The sequence below is a fragment of the Flavobacterium sp. genome, from assembly GCF_031411595.1.
GTDB lineage: Bacteria > Bacteroidota > Bacteroidia > Flavobacteriales > Flavobacteriaceae > Flavobacterium.
The window spans coordinates 38,634-52,111 of sequence record NZ_JANOBI010000058.1 but is presented as its reverse complement, the minus strand read 5'-3'; the positions used below and the strand labels follow the sequence as shown (position 1 = coordinate 52,111).

The following is a 13,478-nucleotide window of genomic DNA, read 5'->3' as shown; positions in this document are numbered from 1 at the left end:
CTTGTAAATCAGAACATAAAAAACAAAAACAAACGAATCATGAAAAAATCATTTATCTTATTATTTGCATTATGCTCCATCGTGGTAGCAAATGCACAAAAAAACAAACGCGAGGAAGGCATCAAACTGGGTATCAAAGGCGGATTGAACGTTGCTAATTTAATGGGAGATGTTGAAGATGTAGCCATCAGAACAAGTATCCATGCCGGTTTAGTTGCTGAGATTATTGTTAATGACAAATTTTCAATACAACCCGAGTTACTCTATTCTGGGCAAGGAGCTAGTGTAACAAGCGATGGCGGCGGAAGACTTAAAATAGATTATATTATACTTCCTGTATTGGCAAAATTTCCAATCGCTAAAAGTTTGAGTTTAGAAGCAGGACCACAAGTCGGATTCTTAGTTTCTGGAAAATACAAAACCAATGATTCTAATGAAAAAATTGATAATATTAAAACCATCGATTTTGGTTTGGATGCAGGACTAGACTATGAATTGAAAAATGGTGTGTTTTTTCAAGCTAGATATAATTTAGGATTGTCTGATTTAGGATACTTAGGTGACAACAATAGAGCTAGTAATGCCGTAATCCAATTTTCTATTGGAAAATTATTTTAAGCTGTCTTTGATGAAAAAAAATATACTCCTTGTTATTGCCGTTCTCTCATGGACTTCCACAATAACCGCCCAGACAGAAGCAACCAATCCAGTTACAAAATATCGTAGAAGTTCACTTTACACGATGATGATTGATGACCAAACCCGACCTTATGCAAGTGTGATAAGAGAATCATTCGAAAAAGGTCCAATTCCGGAAAAATTCAACGACCACAACCTTGGAAGTCGTGTTATTCCTACCTCAAACGCAAAAGATGAATCAGGAAACATTTCTGTTTTTCTTGAAAACAATCACGTTGCAAAAGATGTTGTAGCCAAATGGTTCAACAGATCTGCAACCGGTGGTTTCAACATGGATTTAATTAAAACCCGTGGAAGTTATGATGCAGGAGCACTCGATATTGCCAAAGCTAAGGCAAGTGAAAGAGGCTTAAGTACTTTATCTGATGCCGGTGAAGAATTAATCAAGAACACATTTGTTTTAGTGAATGATTACAACTACGTTTCTAAAGAAGAAGTAGCTAAAAAAGTAAACGGTTGGCTAGACAAAATTGGCAGTGTTGCCAGTTCAGCAGGCTTAGGCGATGTTGCTGCTACAGCAACATTAACCTCTGGTGCGGTTACTGTAGCCGGTAAAGGGTATGTAGTTAAAACCACAGCTTACTTATATCGCTTGGTTTGGAATGATGAAACTGCCGCTATTTTCTACAATGATTATTGGGCTGATGACAAAACGATTACTCCTGAAAAAAAGAAAGCGTTTGAAGACTCTAATATTTTTAAATTAGAACTTATCGGATCTGATACTTCATGGGCTGATGTACAATCATCCGTTTTTACAAAGAAAACAGAAGAACAACTTATCGAAAAAGCAACCATCAAAGCTGTGGATGCTGTAATTGTTAAGCTTCAAAAAAATCATGATGAATTCAAAACCAAAACACCTTTGTATAGTGGCGAACCAATCACAGCCAAAATTGGTTTGAAAGAAGGTGTGTCAGAAAAATCAAAATTTGATGTTTTGGAACAACGTCAAGACAAAAACGGTAAAACCGAATATGTAGTCGTAGGTTCTTTGAAAGTAGACGACAGCCAACCCATCTGGGACAACCGTTACGGTGCTGACGAAGAAAACCCAAACAGCACAACCGATAAAACTTTCTTCAAGAAAACAAGTGGAGGAACTTTTTATGCCGGAATGCTGATCGTTCAAAAGAAAGGAAAATAATAATTTAAAATCAATTTAAAAATGAAAACAAAACAATTAATGACTCTTGTGCTTTTAGTTTTTACTACTGCATTTTTTGCACAATCAGGAAAACAAAAAAAAGCCGACAAAGCCACAAGAGAATGGCGTTATGAAATTGAATGTGCCGGTATTGGCAAAGACGGAACGTATCTAATCAAGGTTTGGTCCTATTCTAAAAAAGCAGATATTGCCATTACACAAGCTAAAAAGAATGCCGTTCATGGTGTTATTTTTAAAGGGTTTTCAGGCGGTGGACAAGGATGCACTTCTCAAAAAGCACTGGCTTCAAACCCCAATATTGAAGAAGAAAAAGCAGATTTCTTTGATCCGTTTTTTGAAGAAGGTGGAAAATATATGAAATACGTATCCGAATCTTCAGACGGAAATGTTGATGCAGGCGACCGAGTAAAAGTCGGTAAAGAATACAAAATTGGTGTGATTGTTTCTGTTTCTAAAGATGCTTTACGTAAAGATTTAGAAGCTGCAGGAATTATTAGAGGATTGTCATCTGGATTTTAAATAATATATAGTTATGAAAATTAAAATAGTACTTTTTGCAATATTGTTGTCGGCATCGGCGCTCTATTCACAAAAGAAAATAGCTGGAAATTACGGCTATAAAACCGAATGCATGGGCGTTGAAGGCGATGGTTCAGCAACCGTGAAAGCATGGGGAAATGGACGAAACAGATCGGATGCTGTAGAGCAAGCGAAAAAGAACGCCATCCGAGACATTATATTCTACGGACTTGTAGAAGGAAAACAGGATTGCAAACAAAAACCATTGATTTTTGAAGTCAATGCAGAAGAGAAATACGAAGATTATTTCAATAAATTTTTTGCTGACGGCGGAGAATTTAAAGATTTCATTTCGCTTCGTGATGAAAGAATCCTAGACAAAGTGAGCCGTGATAAGAAAAAAGGACGTGGTAGCGTAACCAACGGATTTATCGTAAGAGTCCTTCGTTCTGAACTAAAAGCGAAATTAATCGCTGACGGCATTATTAAATAATTTAGCAATTTTACATGATGAAAAATCAATTCAATAAAAAAATAATGACCCTAGTGGCTGTCCTTTGTTTAAGCTTTGCTTTCGGACAAGCTAAGAAACCTACCATTATGGTAGTTCCAAGTGATGTTTGGTGTAACACCAATGGCTACATGATGAGTTTTAATAATCAAGGAACAATCACTAAAATTCCTGATTTCAAAAAAGCATTTCAAGAAAATGCAGACTTGCTTGCAGTAATCGCTAAAATCAATACGTTGATGGCAGACAGAGGATTTCCATTAAAAGATATGGCTTCAGCACTGAAAACTTTAGAGTCTGAAAGTGCAGAAAATGCTATGTTAAGTTCTAAAAGCGGCGCTGGTGTTGCTGAAACGCCAATCGACAAATTGAAAAAAGTTGCAAAAGCTGACATCATTATGGAATTGACTTGGACCGTGAACACTACGGGCCCAAAAAAATCCATAACCTATACTTTAAAAGGACTTGACGCCTATACAGACAAGCAAGTGGCTGGAGATACCGGGACTGGTGCTCCATCATTTTCTGCTGAATTACCAGTATTATTGGAAGAAGCTGTATTGTCGCATATCGATAATTTCAATATGCAATTGCAAGCGCATTTCGATGATATGTTTGCCAATGGACGTGAAATCATCGTAAGAATCAAGAAATTCGATTCTTGGCCGGATGATTTAGAAAAAGAATTCGACGGAAAAGAATTAGGAACGGTCATTGAAGAATGGATGACTGCTAATACCGTTAAAGGAAGATACAGTTTGAGCGATTCAACCGAGGGTATGCAATTGTATGAGCAAGTTCGTATTCCTTTATACGATGCTTCAGGAAAAGCTACTGATGCTAGAGGTTTCTTAAAAGGACTTCAAACTTTCCTAAAAGCACCACCATATGCTATTACCAATAAATTAATGATGAAAGGTTTAGGACAAGCTGTAATTGTCCTGGGCGAAAAATAAAAAATAAGCAATATGAAAAATTTAATCAATAAAATCACTTGCTGTTGTATAGCAGTATTCGGATTTACTACTTTGACAATGGCTCAGGAGTCATCTACAAGTGCTGGTGCGTTAGGCAGGATTTCTATTACTCCTTATGTCCCAGATCAATTGGAAGGTTTGCCACCGGCTGCCGCTAATATGTTGGCGAATAAACTAAACCAGATTGTTTCTGCGAATGGTATTTCAGGTTCAGGAATCAATTCTAGATTTATCATTACACCGGATATTGATGTCGCAACTAAAGATATGTTGGGTACGGCACCGCCGATGATAGCATTAACTTTAAATGTAAACCTTTATATCGGAGATGGTTATGATGGAAAAAAATATTCCACACAAACTGTCACCGTGAAAGGTGTTGGAACCAACGAAACCAAAGCTTACATGGATGCCATCAAAAACATCAAACCAAATGATGCAGGAATTCAAAGTTTTGTTGCTGGAGCGAAAACCAAAATCATCAATTATTACAATGAAAGATGCGGTCAGATTATCAATGAATCTAAAGCTTTAGAATCTCAATCTAATTATGAAGGTGCACTTATGAAACTGACTTCTGTACCAGAAGAAGCTACCGAATGCTACAACAAAAGTATGACAGCGGTTGCACCTTTGTGGAAAAAGTATATCGAGCGTGACTGTAAACTTAAAATGAGCGAAGCCAACAGCAAATGGAATGCGAACCAAAGCTGGGAAACCGCTAATGAGGTTGGAGGCATATTGAGCGCTATCGATCCTGAAGCTTTATGTTATAAAGAAGCGAAAGCTTTGAATGACAAAATCGGAAAACGTGTGCTTGAAATCGACAAAAGAGAATGGAACTATAAAATGGAAATTGATGTCAACCTAGAAAGAGACCGCATCAAAGCCATCCGTGATATTGGTGTAGCATACGGAAACGGACAACCAAAAAGTATGACTTACAACATTATCGGTTGGGGACACCACTAAAATGCCTTAACTGAAAAAACCTCGATTCTAATACGAATCGAGGTTTTTTTTTATCAAAAAAGTAGATTAGAATCATTCGTTTTACTAAATTTAGCCATGTTTAAATCTAAAAAAGATACCGTATACGTTGTCCTAGCAGGCATCTTCATCACCAATGCGGTAGTGGCTGAATTGATTGGCGGAAAACTCATTCATGTAGGTTCAGCCGTAATGAGTATTGGAATATTACCTTGGCCCATCGTTTTTATATCTACTGATTTAATCAATGAATATTTCGGAGAAAAAGGCGTCAAAAGACTTTCTGTTATCACCGCAAGTTTGATCGCCTATTGCTTTGTATTGCTATATGCTGCTTTGAAAATCCCTGCTGTCAATGGTTCAAACTTAGTGACTGATAATCAGTTTACCGCCGTTTTCGGGCAAAGCATGTGGATTATTGTTGGGAGCATCACGGCCTTCCTCGTGTCGCAATTGATTGATGTGACCATTTTTCATTTCGTCAAAAACAGAACCGGCGATAAAATGATTTGGCTTAGAAGTACAGGATCAACCGTAATCTCACAACTTTTCGACAGTTTCATTGTACTCGGGATTGCCTTTTGGATGACCGGAAAAATGACCACCGAAGTTTTTATACTATCGGCTTTTACGGGTTATTTTGTCAAATTAATTATAGCCATATTACTCACACCATTAATTTATCTAGGGCATTATCTAATCGAAAAATACATTCACAGTAATTAATGGAAACAAAAACACGTTGCGCTTGGTGCGAAAAAGATGATTTATACCGAGATTATCATGATAATGAATGGGGCAATCCTGTTTATGACGACGATAAATTATTCGAATTTCTGGTATTGGAAACCTTTCAAGCAGGCTTGAGTTGGTATACCATATTAAAAAAGCGCGACAATTTTCGCAACGCTTTTGATCAATTTGATTATAAAAAAGTAGCGCAATACGACGAGGCTAAAGTTCAAAAACTATTGCAAGACGAAGGCATTATTAGAAACCAATTGAAGATTCGAGGCACCATTTCAAATGCGATTGCGTTCCTGCAAGTGCAAGAAGAATTTGGCAGTTTCTCCAAATACATTTGGGGATTTGTAAACCACGAACCCATCATCAACCATTTGAAATCGATGTCAGAAATCAAAGCAACAACAGCCATTTCCGACATTTTAAGTAAAGATCTTAAAAAACGTGGATTTAAATTCGTAGGTTCAACCGTAGTGTATGCCCACATGCAAGCCACCGGAATGGTCGATGATCATGTTGCCGATTGCTGGAAAAGAACTCGAGTTGCTCCATAAAAACCTAAAGTAAATGACTTTAAAACTAAATAGGCTGATCTTATCAGGATTGATTTTTATTCTGACAATAACGACACTTTCGGCGCAGAACAATAAATCAAAATCTTACATCATCAGTAAGTCCGACAGCTATACGATAGATATCAGATCGAATCATCCCGACATTCAGTTGTTTTCGGAAGAGAAAAAATGGATTGGCGACAAAGACGACAACCGTGTCAAAGGCAACAGAATCGACTACACGACGGCGTTTGAAGACATCACCGATGTAGAAGCGTTCAGCATTTCTCCCGATAAGAAAAAACAAAAAGTGAAACTTATTCAAACGGCAGATGTTGAGATTGAAGATATTTTCTATCACGACATGAAATACAAATATTACTATTTTGATGGACTTACCGAAGGCTCAGAAACCTATTCGTCCTACAAAAAACTTTACCGCAAGCCACAATTCCTTGATAAATTTTATTTCAAAGACAACCTCGATTGTAAAAATTCACGCATCAGTCTTAAAATCTCAAAAGATGTAGAAATCGGATACTTGCTGCACGGCGACGGTACCGATAAAATTGCATTTACCACAAGCTCTGAAGGCAATTACAACATATACAACTGGGAACTCAAAGACTCAGAAAACGAAGAAACTTTCGATTCAGCACCGCCCATTTCTTATTACAGTCCACACCTCATTTTTTACATTAAAAGTTATAAAACCAACAGTGGCGTTCAAAAAGTATTGGGCTCTGTAGACGATCTTTACAAGTTTTATTTCGAAACCACAAAAGACATTAATAAAACCAGCGAAGTGGCACTCAAAGCTAAGGCAGATGAGCTTACAAAAGGGCTCACCAAAAATTTAGACAAAGCCAAAGTGGTTTTCGATTATGTACAAGAAAGTCTGAATTATGTCGCTTTTGAAGATGGTATGGGTGGATTTATCCCTCGTGAAGCAGCTGATGTTTTTCAAAAAAAGTATGGCGATTGTAAAGACATTGCCAACCTGCTCAACGAAATGCTCAATCATGTCGGTATCGAATCGCATATTTCATGGATTGGCACACGCCACAACAACTACACTTACGAAGAAGTACCAACGCCGATTGTCGACAATCACATGATTGCTGTAGCGAATATCGATAATGACTATTACTTTCTCGATGCTACGGGAAATTTTTCTATTTTCCCTAACCCATCGCCGTTTATACAAGGTAAACAAGCGCTTTTAAAAATCGATGCTGATCATTATAAACTACTCAAAGTTCCGGTTATTGCTGCACAAAACAATAACACTACCGCGAAAATTAAGTTTACATTGGAAGGCAATGCCATTAAAGGAAATGTTGATTTAGCGTTAAAAGGCTTTGTTAAATCTGAATTCGTAGGCAATTACAATTCGATTGTCGACAAGAATGAATTGCTCAAAAATTACCTATCGCGTTTTGTAGACAGAATTAGTACATCGGCAATTACCGTGAGCAACAATGATCTTTCGGAGCAATCAACAACAATAAAAAGTGATTTTAAAATTGATCAATGGGCCAAGAATATTGACGGAAAATTGCTGCTCAAACCCATATTATTTTTCCCTTTTTCTGATTCTCGAATTGATGCTGTGAAGCGAAATGCGCCCTACCAATTCGATTTTAAAAAGTCGTATGATTTCAATTATGAATTTGAACTTCCGGAAGGTTATACGCCAGAATTCATTCCTGAAAATTTCAAACTCGACACCAATCTGGTCAGCGCTGCTATATTATACAGCCAAGTTGGAAATAAATTGATGGTTTCACAAACCATGACACTCAATACAATCTTACTCAACAAAAGTGATTTCGAGAATTGGAATGCTGCCATTAAAAGTATTACCAAGTATTATAACCAAAATATTATCCTCGCTAAAAAATGAAAAAATTAATCGCCTTTATATTCCTTTTCGCAACGGCTATTGCCTTTTCACAAGAAGAAGTAAAATATTATAAATGGGATGATGTTCCGAAATTTCGTGAGATTCCCGAGCAATTCAAATCGTATCCGGCTGTGGTGCTTAAGGATTATAGGTTGTATGACAATCGTGTCGGTGAATATGCCTATAAAGCATTTGTGGTAAAACATGTAGCCATCAAAATTCAGCAGACTGAAGGCATTAACGATTTCAATAAAGTTTCGATTAACTATCGTTATGTACGCGATTACAGAGATTTGAAAGCACGCGTAATCAAAGCCAATGGAAAAGTGGAAGAATTGTCTCAGAATCGCATCATCGAAAAAGACAATTCAGATGAAAAGCAATTTGTTTTTGAAGGCGTAGAAGTCGGTGACATCATCGAATACTATTATGTGATTAAAGACTTTCCGGATTTTAGAGGTGTTGAGTATTTTCAGAGAACCATTCCTGTGATGGATGGCAAATTTCAAATCAATAATATCAGTCAAGGCGCAACGGTTGTCAATGCCTACAATGGCATGCATCCCGAAACTATTGGTGGTTATCAGATTTATACTGTAAAGGATTTACCGGCGTACAAAGAGGAAAAATACGCGGAAAATCTTGCCAATCTTGCCAAGCTCTATTACAGGGTTTCGATTGCTTCTGATTTTGGCTGGAATGCTTTTTACAATACCATCAACCGCTATTCAGAAGGCGAGAATGCCCGCTCGATGGTGAAGACATTCATCAAAAATATCGGTTTCGATGACACTTCCATATCACTCGATGAAAGGCTCAAAAAAATGGATATTTACATCAAAGAAAATTTCGAGGTCGATCGCATGCAGAAAAGCTACAAAACCATTCTTGAAACTAAAAAAGTAACGCCTTCGATGATTTTGTTTTTGTATAAAGACGTTTTGGAAAGCCTTAAAATTCCATACGAATTCATCGCTTCAACCGATAAGTTTGAAAATCATTTCGACCAACAGAATGCCGTTCCGGGCATGTTGTCTGAACTCATGATTTATATTCCGGAGACGGATAAATACATCTGTCCTTTCGATTTTTGGATTCCATACGGACCACCAACATCCGTTACTTTTGACAACACTGGTATAAGTTATGGAACAAAAGAAAAGCAAGGCAGTTATTCCTTTATCATCATTGGCGGCATTTCTATGGATGATAATGTGTCGGCTTCTGTGAATGAGATTTCTATTGATGACGCTATGGAAAATGTCACGGTTAAAAAGAAAAAGACTTTTACCGGCTATTCGAGTTATTCGCTGCGGTCTACCTTGAAAACGGTTCCTCAGGACAAACTCAAAGAATATGTGAAGAATATCAATTACGAAGGTGTAGATGTTGACATCAATACGTATACAATAGAAAATCAGGAATATCGCAACAATTACGACGATGAAAAACCGCTCACTTTCAATACTGAAGTGCAAATAAAAGAGTCGTGGGTAGAAAATGCCGGAAAGAATTATGTTGTTACTATTGGAAAAGTACTTGGGAATCAGCTTAATTTTTATCAAGAAACCGAACGAGAAAATCCAATCGATTTAAATTATCCTAAGAAATATGAGCACACCATTCGTTTCAATATTCCCAAAGGCTATACTGTTAAAAGCATTGACAACTTGTCTTTTCACCGTGAACTTAAAGACGAAAAAGGCGTTGTTATCGGTTTATTCGAATCGAAAGGTAACATTGAAAATGGCATTGTGACCATCACTATTGAAGAGTTTTATAATTTTACGCATCTTGAAAAAGACCGATATCCTGAATATCGTGAGTTGGTTAATGGTGCTGCCGATTTTTATAAATCCTCCATCGTATTGTTGAAAGCTTAATTGGGCTATAGCGAAATTCCTTCATAAACAATTTCGCCTTTGACGATGTTGAGGCCTTTTTGTAAATCACGGTGGCGTTGGCAAGCTTCTTCCCAACCTAAATTCGCAATCTTCAACACATAAGGCAACGTCACATTGGTCAATGCTAAAGTCGATGTATACGGCACTGCGCCGGGCATATTCGCCACACAATAATGCACGACATCATCAATAATATATGTTGGATTTTCATGCGTTGTTGGTTTCGTCGTTTCGAAACAACCGCCTTGATCAACAGCGACGTCTACGATAACGGTTCCAGGATTCATTTCCTTGAGCATGTCTTTTGTAATTAATTTCGGTGCTTTTCCGCCGGTTACCAAAACCGCTCCGACAATAAGATCGTGATTTTTGATATGTCGTCTGATGTTGTATTCGCTTGAAAATTCGGTCACCACATGGTTGGGCATAACATCATTAACATAACGCAACCTTTTCATATTGATGTCGAGAATCGTAACGTGCGCGCCCAAACCCGCCGCCATTTTTGCAGCCTGAATTCCTACTACGCCCGCGCCAAGTACCAATACTTTTCCGGGCGGAACACCGGGCACGCCACCCAATAAAATGCCTCTGCCTTTAATGGGTTTTTCAAGATATTTTGCGCCTTGTTGAATCGCCATTCTTCCTGCAACTTCCGACATTGGGGTCAATAAAGGCAACGTTCCGTCTTCGTCTTCAACGGTTTCATAAGCTATGCATACTGCTTTACTAGTCATCATGGCTTGGGTTAATGCTTTACTCGAAGCGAAATGGAAATAGGTAAACAGAATTTGATTCGGTTGAATCAACGGATATTCTTCGGCGATGGGTTCTTTGACCTTGACAATCATATCGCTGATGGCATAAATTTCCTTAGCATTTTTTAGTAAAATGGCGCCTACATCTTGGTAATCATCATCGAAAAAACCGCTTCCTTCGCCTGCTCCGTTTTGAATATAAACGGTATGCTTGTTTTTTATAAGTTCAAAAACTCCGGCTGGTGTTAGTCCAACCCTATTTTCGTTATTTTTGATTTCTTTTGGCACCCCTATTTTCATGACTAGAATGTATTGATTGTACATCAAATATACATTGAAGCCTAATTAATTTTAGGGGTTGACGTTTAAAAATTTGTGCTTTTACGTTCGTTTTATGATTTTAATAAAATCGCCCCTATTAATTTCACGACATCCTAAACTTTCGAGGTGCTCATTATAAACTTGACAATCCAATAATTGATAGTTTTCCGTTTTTAATTGATTGACGAGACTGATGAAAGCCACTTTTGATGCATTTGAGACTAAAGAAAACATACTTTCTCCGCAAAAAACATGACCTAAATCGATGCCATATAAACCGCCAACTAATTTTTGATCTTGCCAAACCTCAACCGATTTTGCGATGCCAAGTTCGTGGAGTTTGTTATAAGCTTCAATCATTTCGTTGGTAATCCAAGTGCCGTTTTGCCCGTCGCGTTTTATTTTCTGGCAATTGGCAATCACTGCTTTAAAATTTTGGTTGAAAGTCACTTGAAATACTTCCTTTTTCAAAATATTGCGCATGCTTTTCGAAACTTTCAACTCGTCTAAAAACAAAACCATCCTCGGATTGGGCGACCACCACAATATGGGTTCATCGGCTTCAAACCAAGGAAAAATGCCGCTCTTGTATGCTAATAGCAATCGCTGCGTAGACAAGTCGCCGCCAAATGCCAAAATGCCTTCAGGCGAAGCAGTTTCAACTGGCGGGAAATAAAGTATTGGAGTAACGTGATACATTGAAATAGTAATTTAGTGACAATATACTAAACAAAAAATCAGAAACTAGACATGCTAATTCCTGATTTAATATAATTTTTGGTTCTAAAATGTTTTATCTTAGAAAGGCAAATCATCATGCTCTTCTTCGGTAAAACTCGGAGCCGGTTCGAAAGTTTGTGCTGCTGGCATTGGAGGCGCTTGTTGTTGTGGTGCTTCTGCTTGTAATTTTCCGATTCTCCAACCTTGAATGGTATTGAAATAAACGGTTTCTCCTTGTGGATTTACCCATTCTCTGCCTCGCAAATTGATATCGATTTTCACAGCTTCCCCAACCGCAAAACCATTCAACAAATCACATTTGTCTTGCACGAATTGTACTAATATGTGTTGCGGATATTGCTCGTCTGTAGTTATTACAACATCTCTTTTTTTAAATCCGGATGAACCCACTTCTTTGGTGGTGTCGATCATTTTAATTTTCCCTGTAACTTCCATCTTCTGTAATTTTATTGTTGATTATTTTATTGAAATTGTATTGGCCAGCAAGACTTTCCATGCTGAAAGCACGTCTTGGTTGTTTAAATATTCTTTGGCTTTTTGATAGATTTTTACCTCATCATCGCCGCTTAAAATGCCTTTGACAGCGAAATTTTCTTTTACAAATATAGCAACTTCTTCTTGTGTAGGCAAGGCTTCGATATTGCCTAACATTCCTAAATCATTGCCGTTGAAAACATTGCTTTTTTTGATGAACTCAGGAATTGCATCGACGCCTATGCCTAAATTGGCAATCGGTTTTGGCACTTCGAACAAACCTTGATTGGAGCGCGAATACCAATTGTTTCCCAAACGCGACACCAAGTCGATTTTGTGTTGGTCGATATTGCCGTTGGCATCGAGGATTTTTTCATCGATGTGGATTTTTAGGACTTCACAAATGATTAGATTGCCTGCTCCGCCTTGTGTTCCGAGTGCAATAATTTGATTGACTTTACATTCGAATTGCACCGGTGATTCTTTGACGCGATAGGGTTTTACGATATCGGATGGAATTTGCGTTAAGCCCGATTTGAGGAACTCATTGACGCCATCAGCATATTCTGTACTTGACAAAGAAGCTTGCTGTACGATGTCATAATTCACGATATTAATGACCACTTCTTTGGTGGCTTCTGCGTTGATTAATGTATGCTTGATTGTGTTATCACGAACTCTTCTTGCAGGAGAAAAAATCAAAATCGGTGGATTCGAACTGAACACATTGAAGAAACTGAATGGTGATAAATTCGGTTTTCCACTGGCGCTTAATGTACTTGCAAATGCAATCGGACGTGGCGCAACAGCACTTTGCAGGTAAGCCTGCAGCTTTAATGGCGATACGTCTTTGGGTTCGATGCTTAGCATGGATTTTTGAGTTTCGACAAAAATAGCAAATAGGAATACACCATTCGGATTGCTGTTGATAAGATGGTTGTTTGTTGAAAAGTATTCGCCTGATTTCCGGAATGCCCTAGCCCCGATAGCAGCGGTATCTTTTTGTGCCGGCATTTTCTTCGTCAGTTCGCCAAGTTTTGGGTGGCACAAAAAATTTAGCGGATAGCGGGAAACAGCTCCTAAAAAGCAACTCGTTTTTAAAAATATATTTATCAACAATTATCACAAATATAACGTTTTAGTTGCGATTTTTCACAATAAAAAATCATAACTATAGCAATATCTTAAAATCGTTTACAATTTATTGTTAAT

At 37.7% G+C, this 13,478-nt stretch carries 14 protein-coding genes; 10 read left to right on the top strand and 4 right to left on the bottom strand.

From position 1 onward, the window contains the following. Nucleotides 1-39 precede the first annotated feature (39 nt). The 10 genes from RMO03_RS13855 to RMO03_RS13810 all read left to right on the top strand — a co-directional run bounded on the left by RMO03_RS13855 (nucleotide 40) and on the right by RMO03_RS13810 (nucleotide 9,951). Complete coding sequence (locus RMO03_RS13855; protein ID WP_309642700.1) at nucleotides 40-618, top strand: porin family protein; 579 nt, start codon at nucleotides 40-42, stop codon at nucleotides 616-618. 10 nt (nucleotides 619-628) lie between these two features. Beyond that, nucleotides 629-1,846 (top strand): hypothetical protein, encoded by a 1,218-nt coding sequence (locus RMO03_RS13850; protein WP_309642699.1) that lies wholly within the window; start codon nucleotides 629-631, stop codon nucleotides 1,844-1,846. A gap of 21 nt (nucleotides 1,847-1,867) precedes the next feature. Then, nucleotides 1,868-2,386 carry a hypothetical protein gene (locus RMO03_RS13845; protein ID WP_309642698.1) on the top strand — a complete coding sequence of 173 codons (519 nt, stop codon included), beginning with the start codon at nucleotides 1,868-1,870 and terminating at the stop codon, nucleotides 2,384-2,386. A 13-nt stretch (nucleotides 2,387-2,399) separates the two neighbouring features. Continuing rightward, entirely contained in the window at nucleotides 2,400-2,879 is a 480-nt protein-coding gene (locus tag RMO03_RS13840; protein ID WP_309642697.1) for a hypothetical protein, read from the top strand. A 44-nt stretch (nucleotides 2,880-2,923) separates the two neighbouring features. Then, on the top strand, nucleotides 2,924-3,853 hold the full coding sequence (locus tag RMO03_RS13835; RefSeq protein ID WP_309642696.1) for a DUF6175 family protein: 930 nt from the start codon (nucleotides 2,924-2,926) through the stop codon (nucleotides 3,851-3,853). A 12-nt stretch (nucleotides 3,854-3,865) separates the two neighbouring features. Further along, entirely contained in the window at nucleotides 3,866-4,846 is a 981-nt protein-coding gene (locus tag RMO03_RS13830; RefSeq protein ID WP_309642695.1) for a hypothetical protein, read from the top strand. Nucleotides 4,847-4,942: 96 nt separating this feature from the next. Beyond that, complete coding sequence (locus tag RMO03_RS13825) at nucleotides 4,943-5,590, top strand: queuosine precursor transporter (RefSeq protein WP_309642694.1); 648 nt, start codon at nucleotides 4,943-4,945, stop codon at nucleotides 5,588-5,590. Continuing rightward, nucleotides 5,590-6,162, top strand: coding sequence for a DNA-3-methyladenine glycosylase I (locus RMO03_RS13820; protein WP_309642693.1), 573 nt, complete (start codon nucleotides 5,590-5,592; stop codon nucleotides 6,160-6,162). Before RMO03_RS13825 ends, RMO03_RS13820 begins: the two co-directional genes overlap by 1 nt. A 13-nt stretch (nucleotides 6,163-6,175) precedes the next feature. Further along, on the top strand, nucleotides 6,176-8,068 hold the full coding sequence (locus RMO03_RS13815) for a DUF3857 domain-containing protein (RefSeq protein WP_309642692.1): 1,893 nt from the start codon (nucleotides 6,176-6,178) through the stop codon (nucleotides 8,066-8,068). Next, on the top strand, nucleotides 8,065-9,951 hold the full coding sequence (locus tag RMO03_RS13810) for a DUF3857 domain-containing protein (RefSeq protein WP_309642691.1): 1,887 nt from the start codon (nucleotides 8,065-8,067) through the stop codon (nucleotides 9,949-9,951). The genes RMO03_RS13815 and RMO03_RS13810 overlap by 4 nt, the downstream gene beginning before the upstream one ends. Nucleotides 9,952-9,956: 5 nt before the next feature. Here RMO03_RS13810 and ald read toward each other — a convergent pair whose 3' ends face one another. From ald to RMO03_RS13790, 4 genes are all read right to left on the bottom strand, one after another. Continuing rightward, nucleotides 9,957-11,030: an alanine dehydrogenase gene (gene ald / locus RMO03_RS13805; RefSeq protein ID WP_309642690.1), complete on the bottom strand. Its 1,074-nt coding sequence runs from the start codon at nucleotides 11,028-11,030 to the stop codon at nucleotides 9,957-9,959. A gap of 81 nt (nucleotides 11,031-11,111) precedes the next feature. Further along, nucleotides 11,112-11,750 carry a leucyl/phenylalanyl-tRNA--protein transferase gene (gene aat, locus RMO03_RS13800; protein WP_309642689.1) on the bottom strand — a complete coding sequence of 213 codons (639 nt, stop codon included), beginning with the start codon at nucleotides 11,748-11,750 and terminating at the stop codon, nucleotides 11,112-11,114. A 99-nt stretch (nucleotides 11,751-11,849) separates the two neighbouring features. Further along, complete coding sequence (locus tag RMO03_RS13795; protein WP_309642688.1) at nucleotides 11,850-12,227, bottom strand: DUF3127 domain-containing protein; 378 nt, start codon at nucleotides 12,225-12,227, stop codon at nucleotides 11,850-11,852. A gap of 21 nt (nucleotides 12,228-12,248) precedes the next feature. Next, nucleotides 12,249-13,136: a flavin reductase family protein gene (locus tag RMO03_RS13790; RefSeq protein ID WP_309642725.1), complete on the bottom strand. Its 888-nt coding sequence runs from the start codon at nucleotides 13,134-13,136 to the stop codon at nucleotides 12,249-12,251. Between the last annotated feature and the right edge of the window lie 342 nt (nucleotides 13,137-13,478).

Coding starts and splice junctions, on each gene's coding strand:
- aat (WP_309642689.1), bottom strand. CDS start 11,750: ATGTATCACGTTACTCCAATACTTTATTTCCCGCCAGTTGAAACTGCT.
- RMO03_RS13810 (WP_309642691.1), top strand. CDS start 8,065: ATGAAAAAATTAATCGCCTTTATATTCCTTTTCGCAACGGCTATTGCC.
- RMO03_RS13815 (WP_309642692.1), top strand. CDS start 6,176: ATGACTTTAAAACTAAATAGGCTGATCTTATCAGGATTGATTTTTATT.
- RMO03_RS13845 (WP_309642698.1), top strand. CDS start 1,868: ATGAAAACAAAACAATTAATGACTCTTGTGCTTTTAGTTTTTACTACT.
- RMO03_RS13820 (WP_309642693.1), top strand. CDS start 5,590: ATGGAAACAAAAACACGTTGCGCTTGGTGCGAAAAAGATGATTTATAC.
- RMO03_RS13850 (WP_309642699.1), top strand. CDS start 629: ATGAAAAAAAATATACTCCTTGTTATTGCCGTTCTCTCATGGACTTCC.
- RMO03_RS13840 (WP_309642697.1), top strand. CDS start 2,400: ATGAAAATTAAAATAGTACTTTTTGCAATATTGTTGTCGGCATCGGCG.
- RMO03_RS13835 (WP_309642696.1), top strand. CDS start 2,924: ATGACCCTAGTGGCTGTCCTTTGTTTAAGCTTTGCTTTCGGACAAGCT.
- RMO03_RS13830 (WP_309642695.1), top strand. CDS start 3,866: ATGAAAAATTTAATCAATAAAATCACTTGCTGTTGTATAGCAGTATTC.
- RMO03_RS13855 (WP_309642700.1), top strand. CDS start 40: ATGAAAAAATCATTTATCTTATTATTTGCATTATGCTCCATCGTGGTA.
- RMO03_RS13795 (WP_309642688.1), bottom strand. CDS start 12,227: ATGGAAGTTACAGGGAAAATTAAAATGATCGACACCACCAAAGAAGTG.
- ald (WP_309642690.1), bottom strand. CDS start 11,030: ATGAAAATAGGGGTGCCAAAAGAAATCAAAAATAACGAAAATAGGGTT.
- RMO03_RS13790 (WP_309642725.1), bottom strand. CDS start 13,136: ATGCTAAGCATCGAACCCAAAGACGTATCGCCATTAAAGCTGCAGGCT.
- RMO03_RS13825 (WP_309642694.1), top strand. CDS start 4,943: ATGTTTAAATCTAAAAAAGATACCGTATACGTTGTCCTAGCAGGCATC.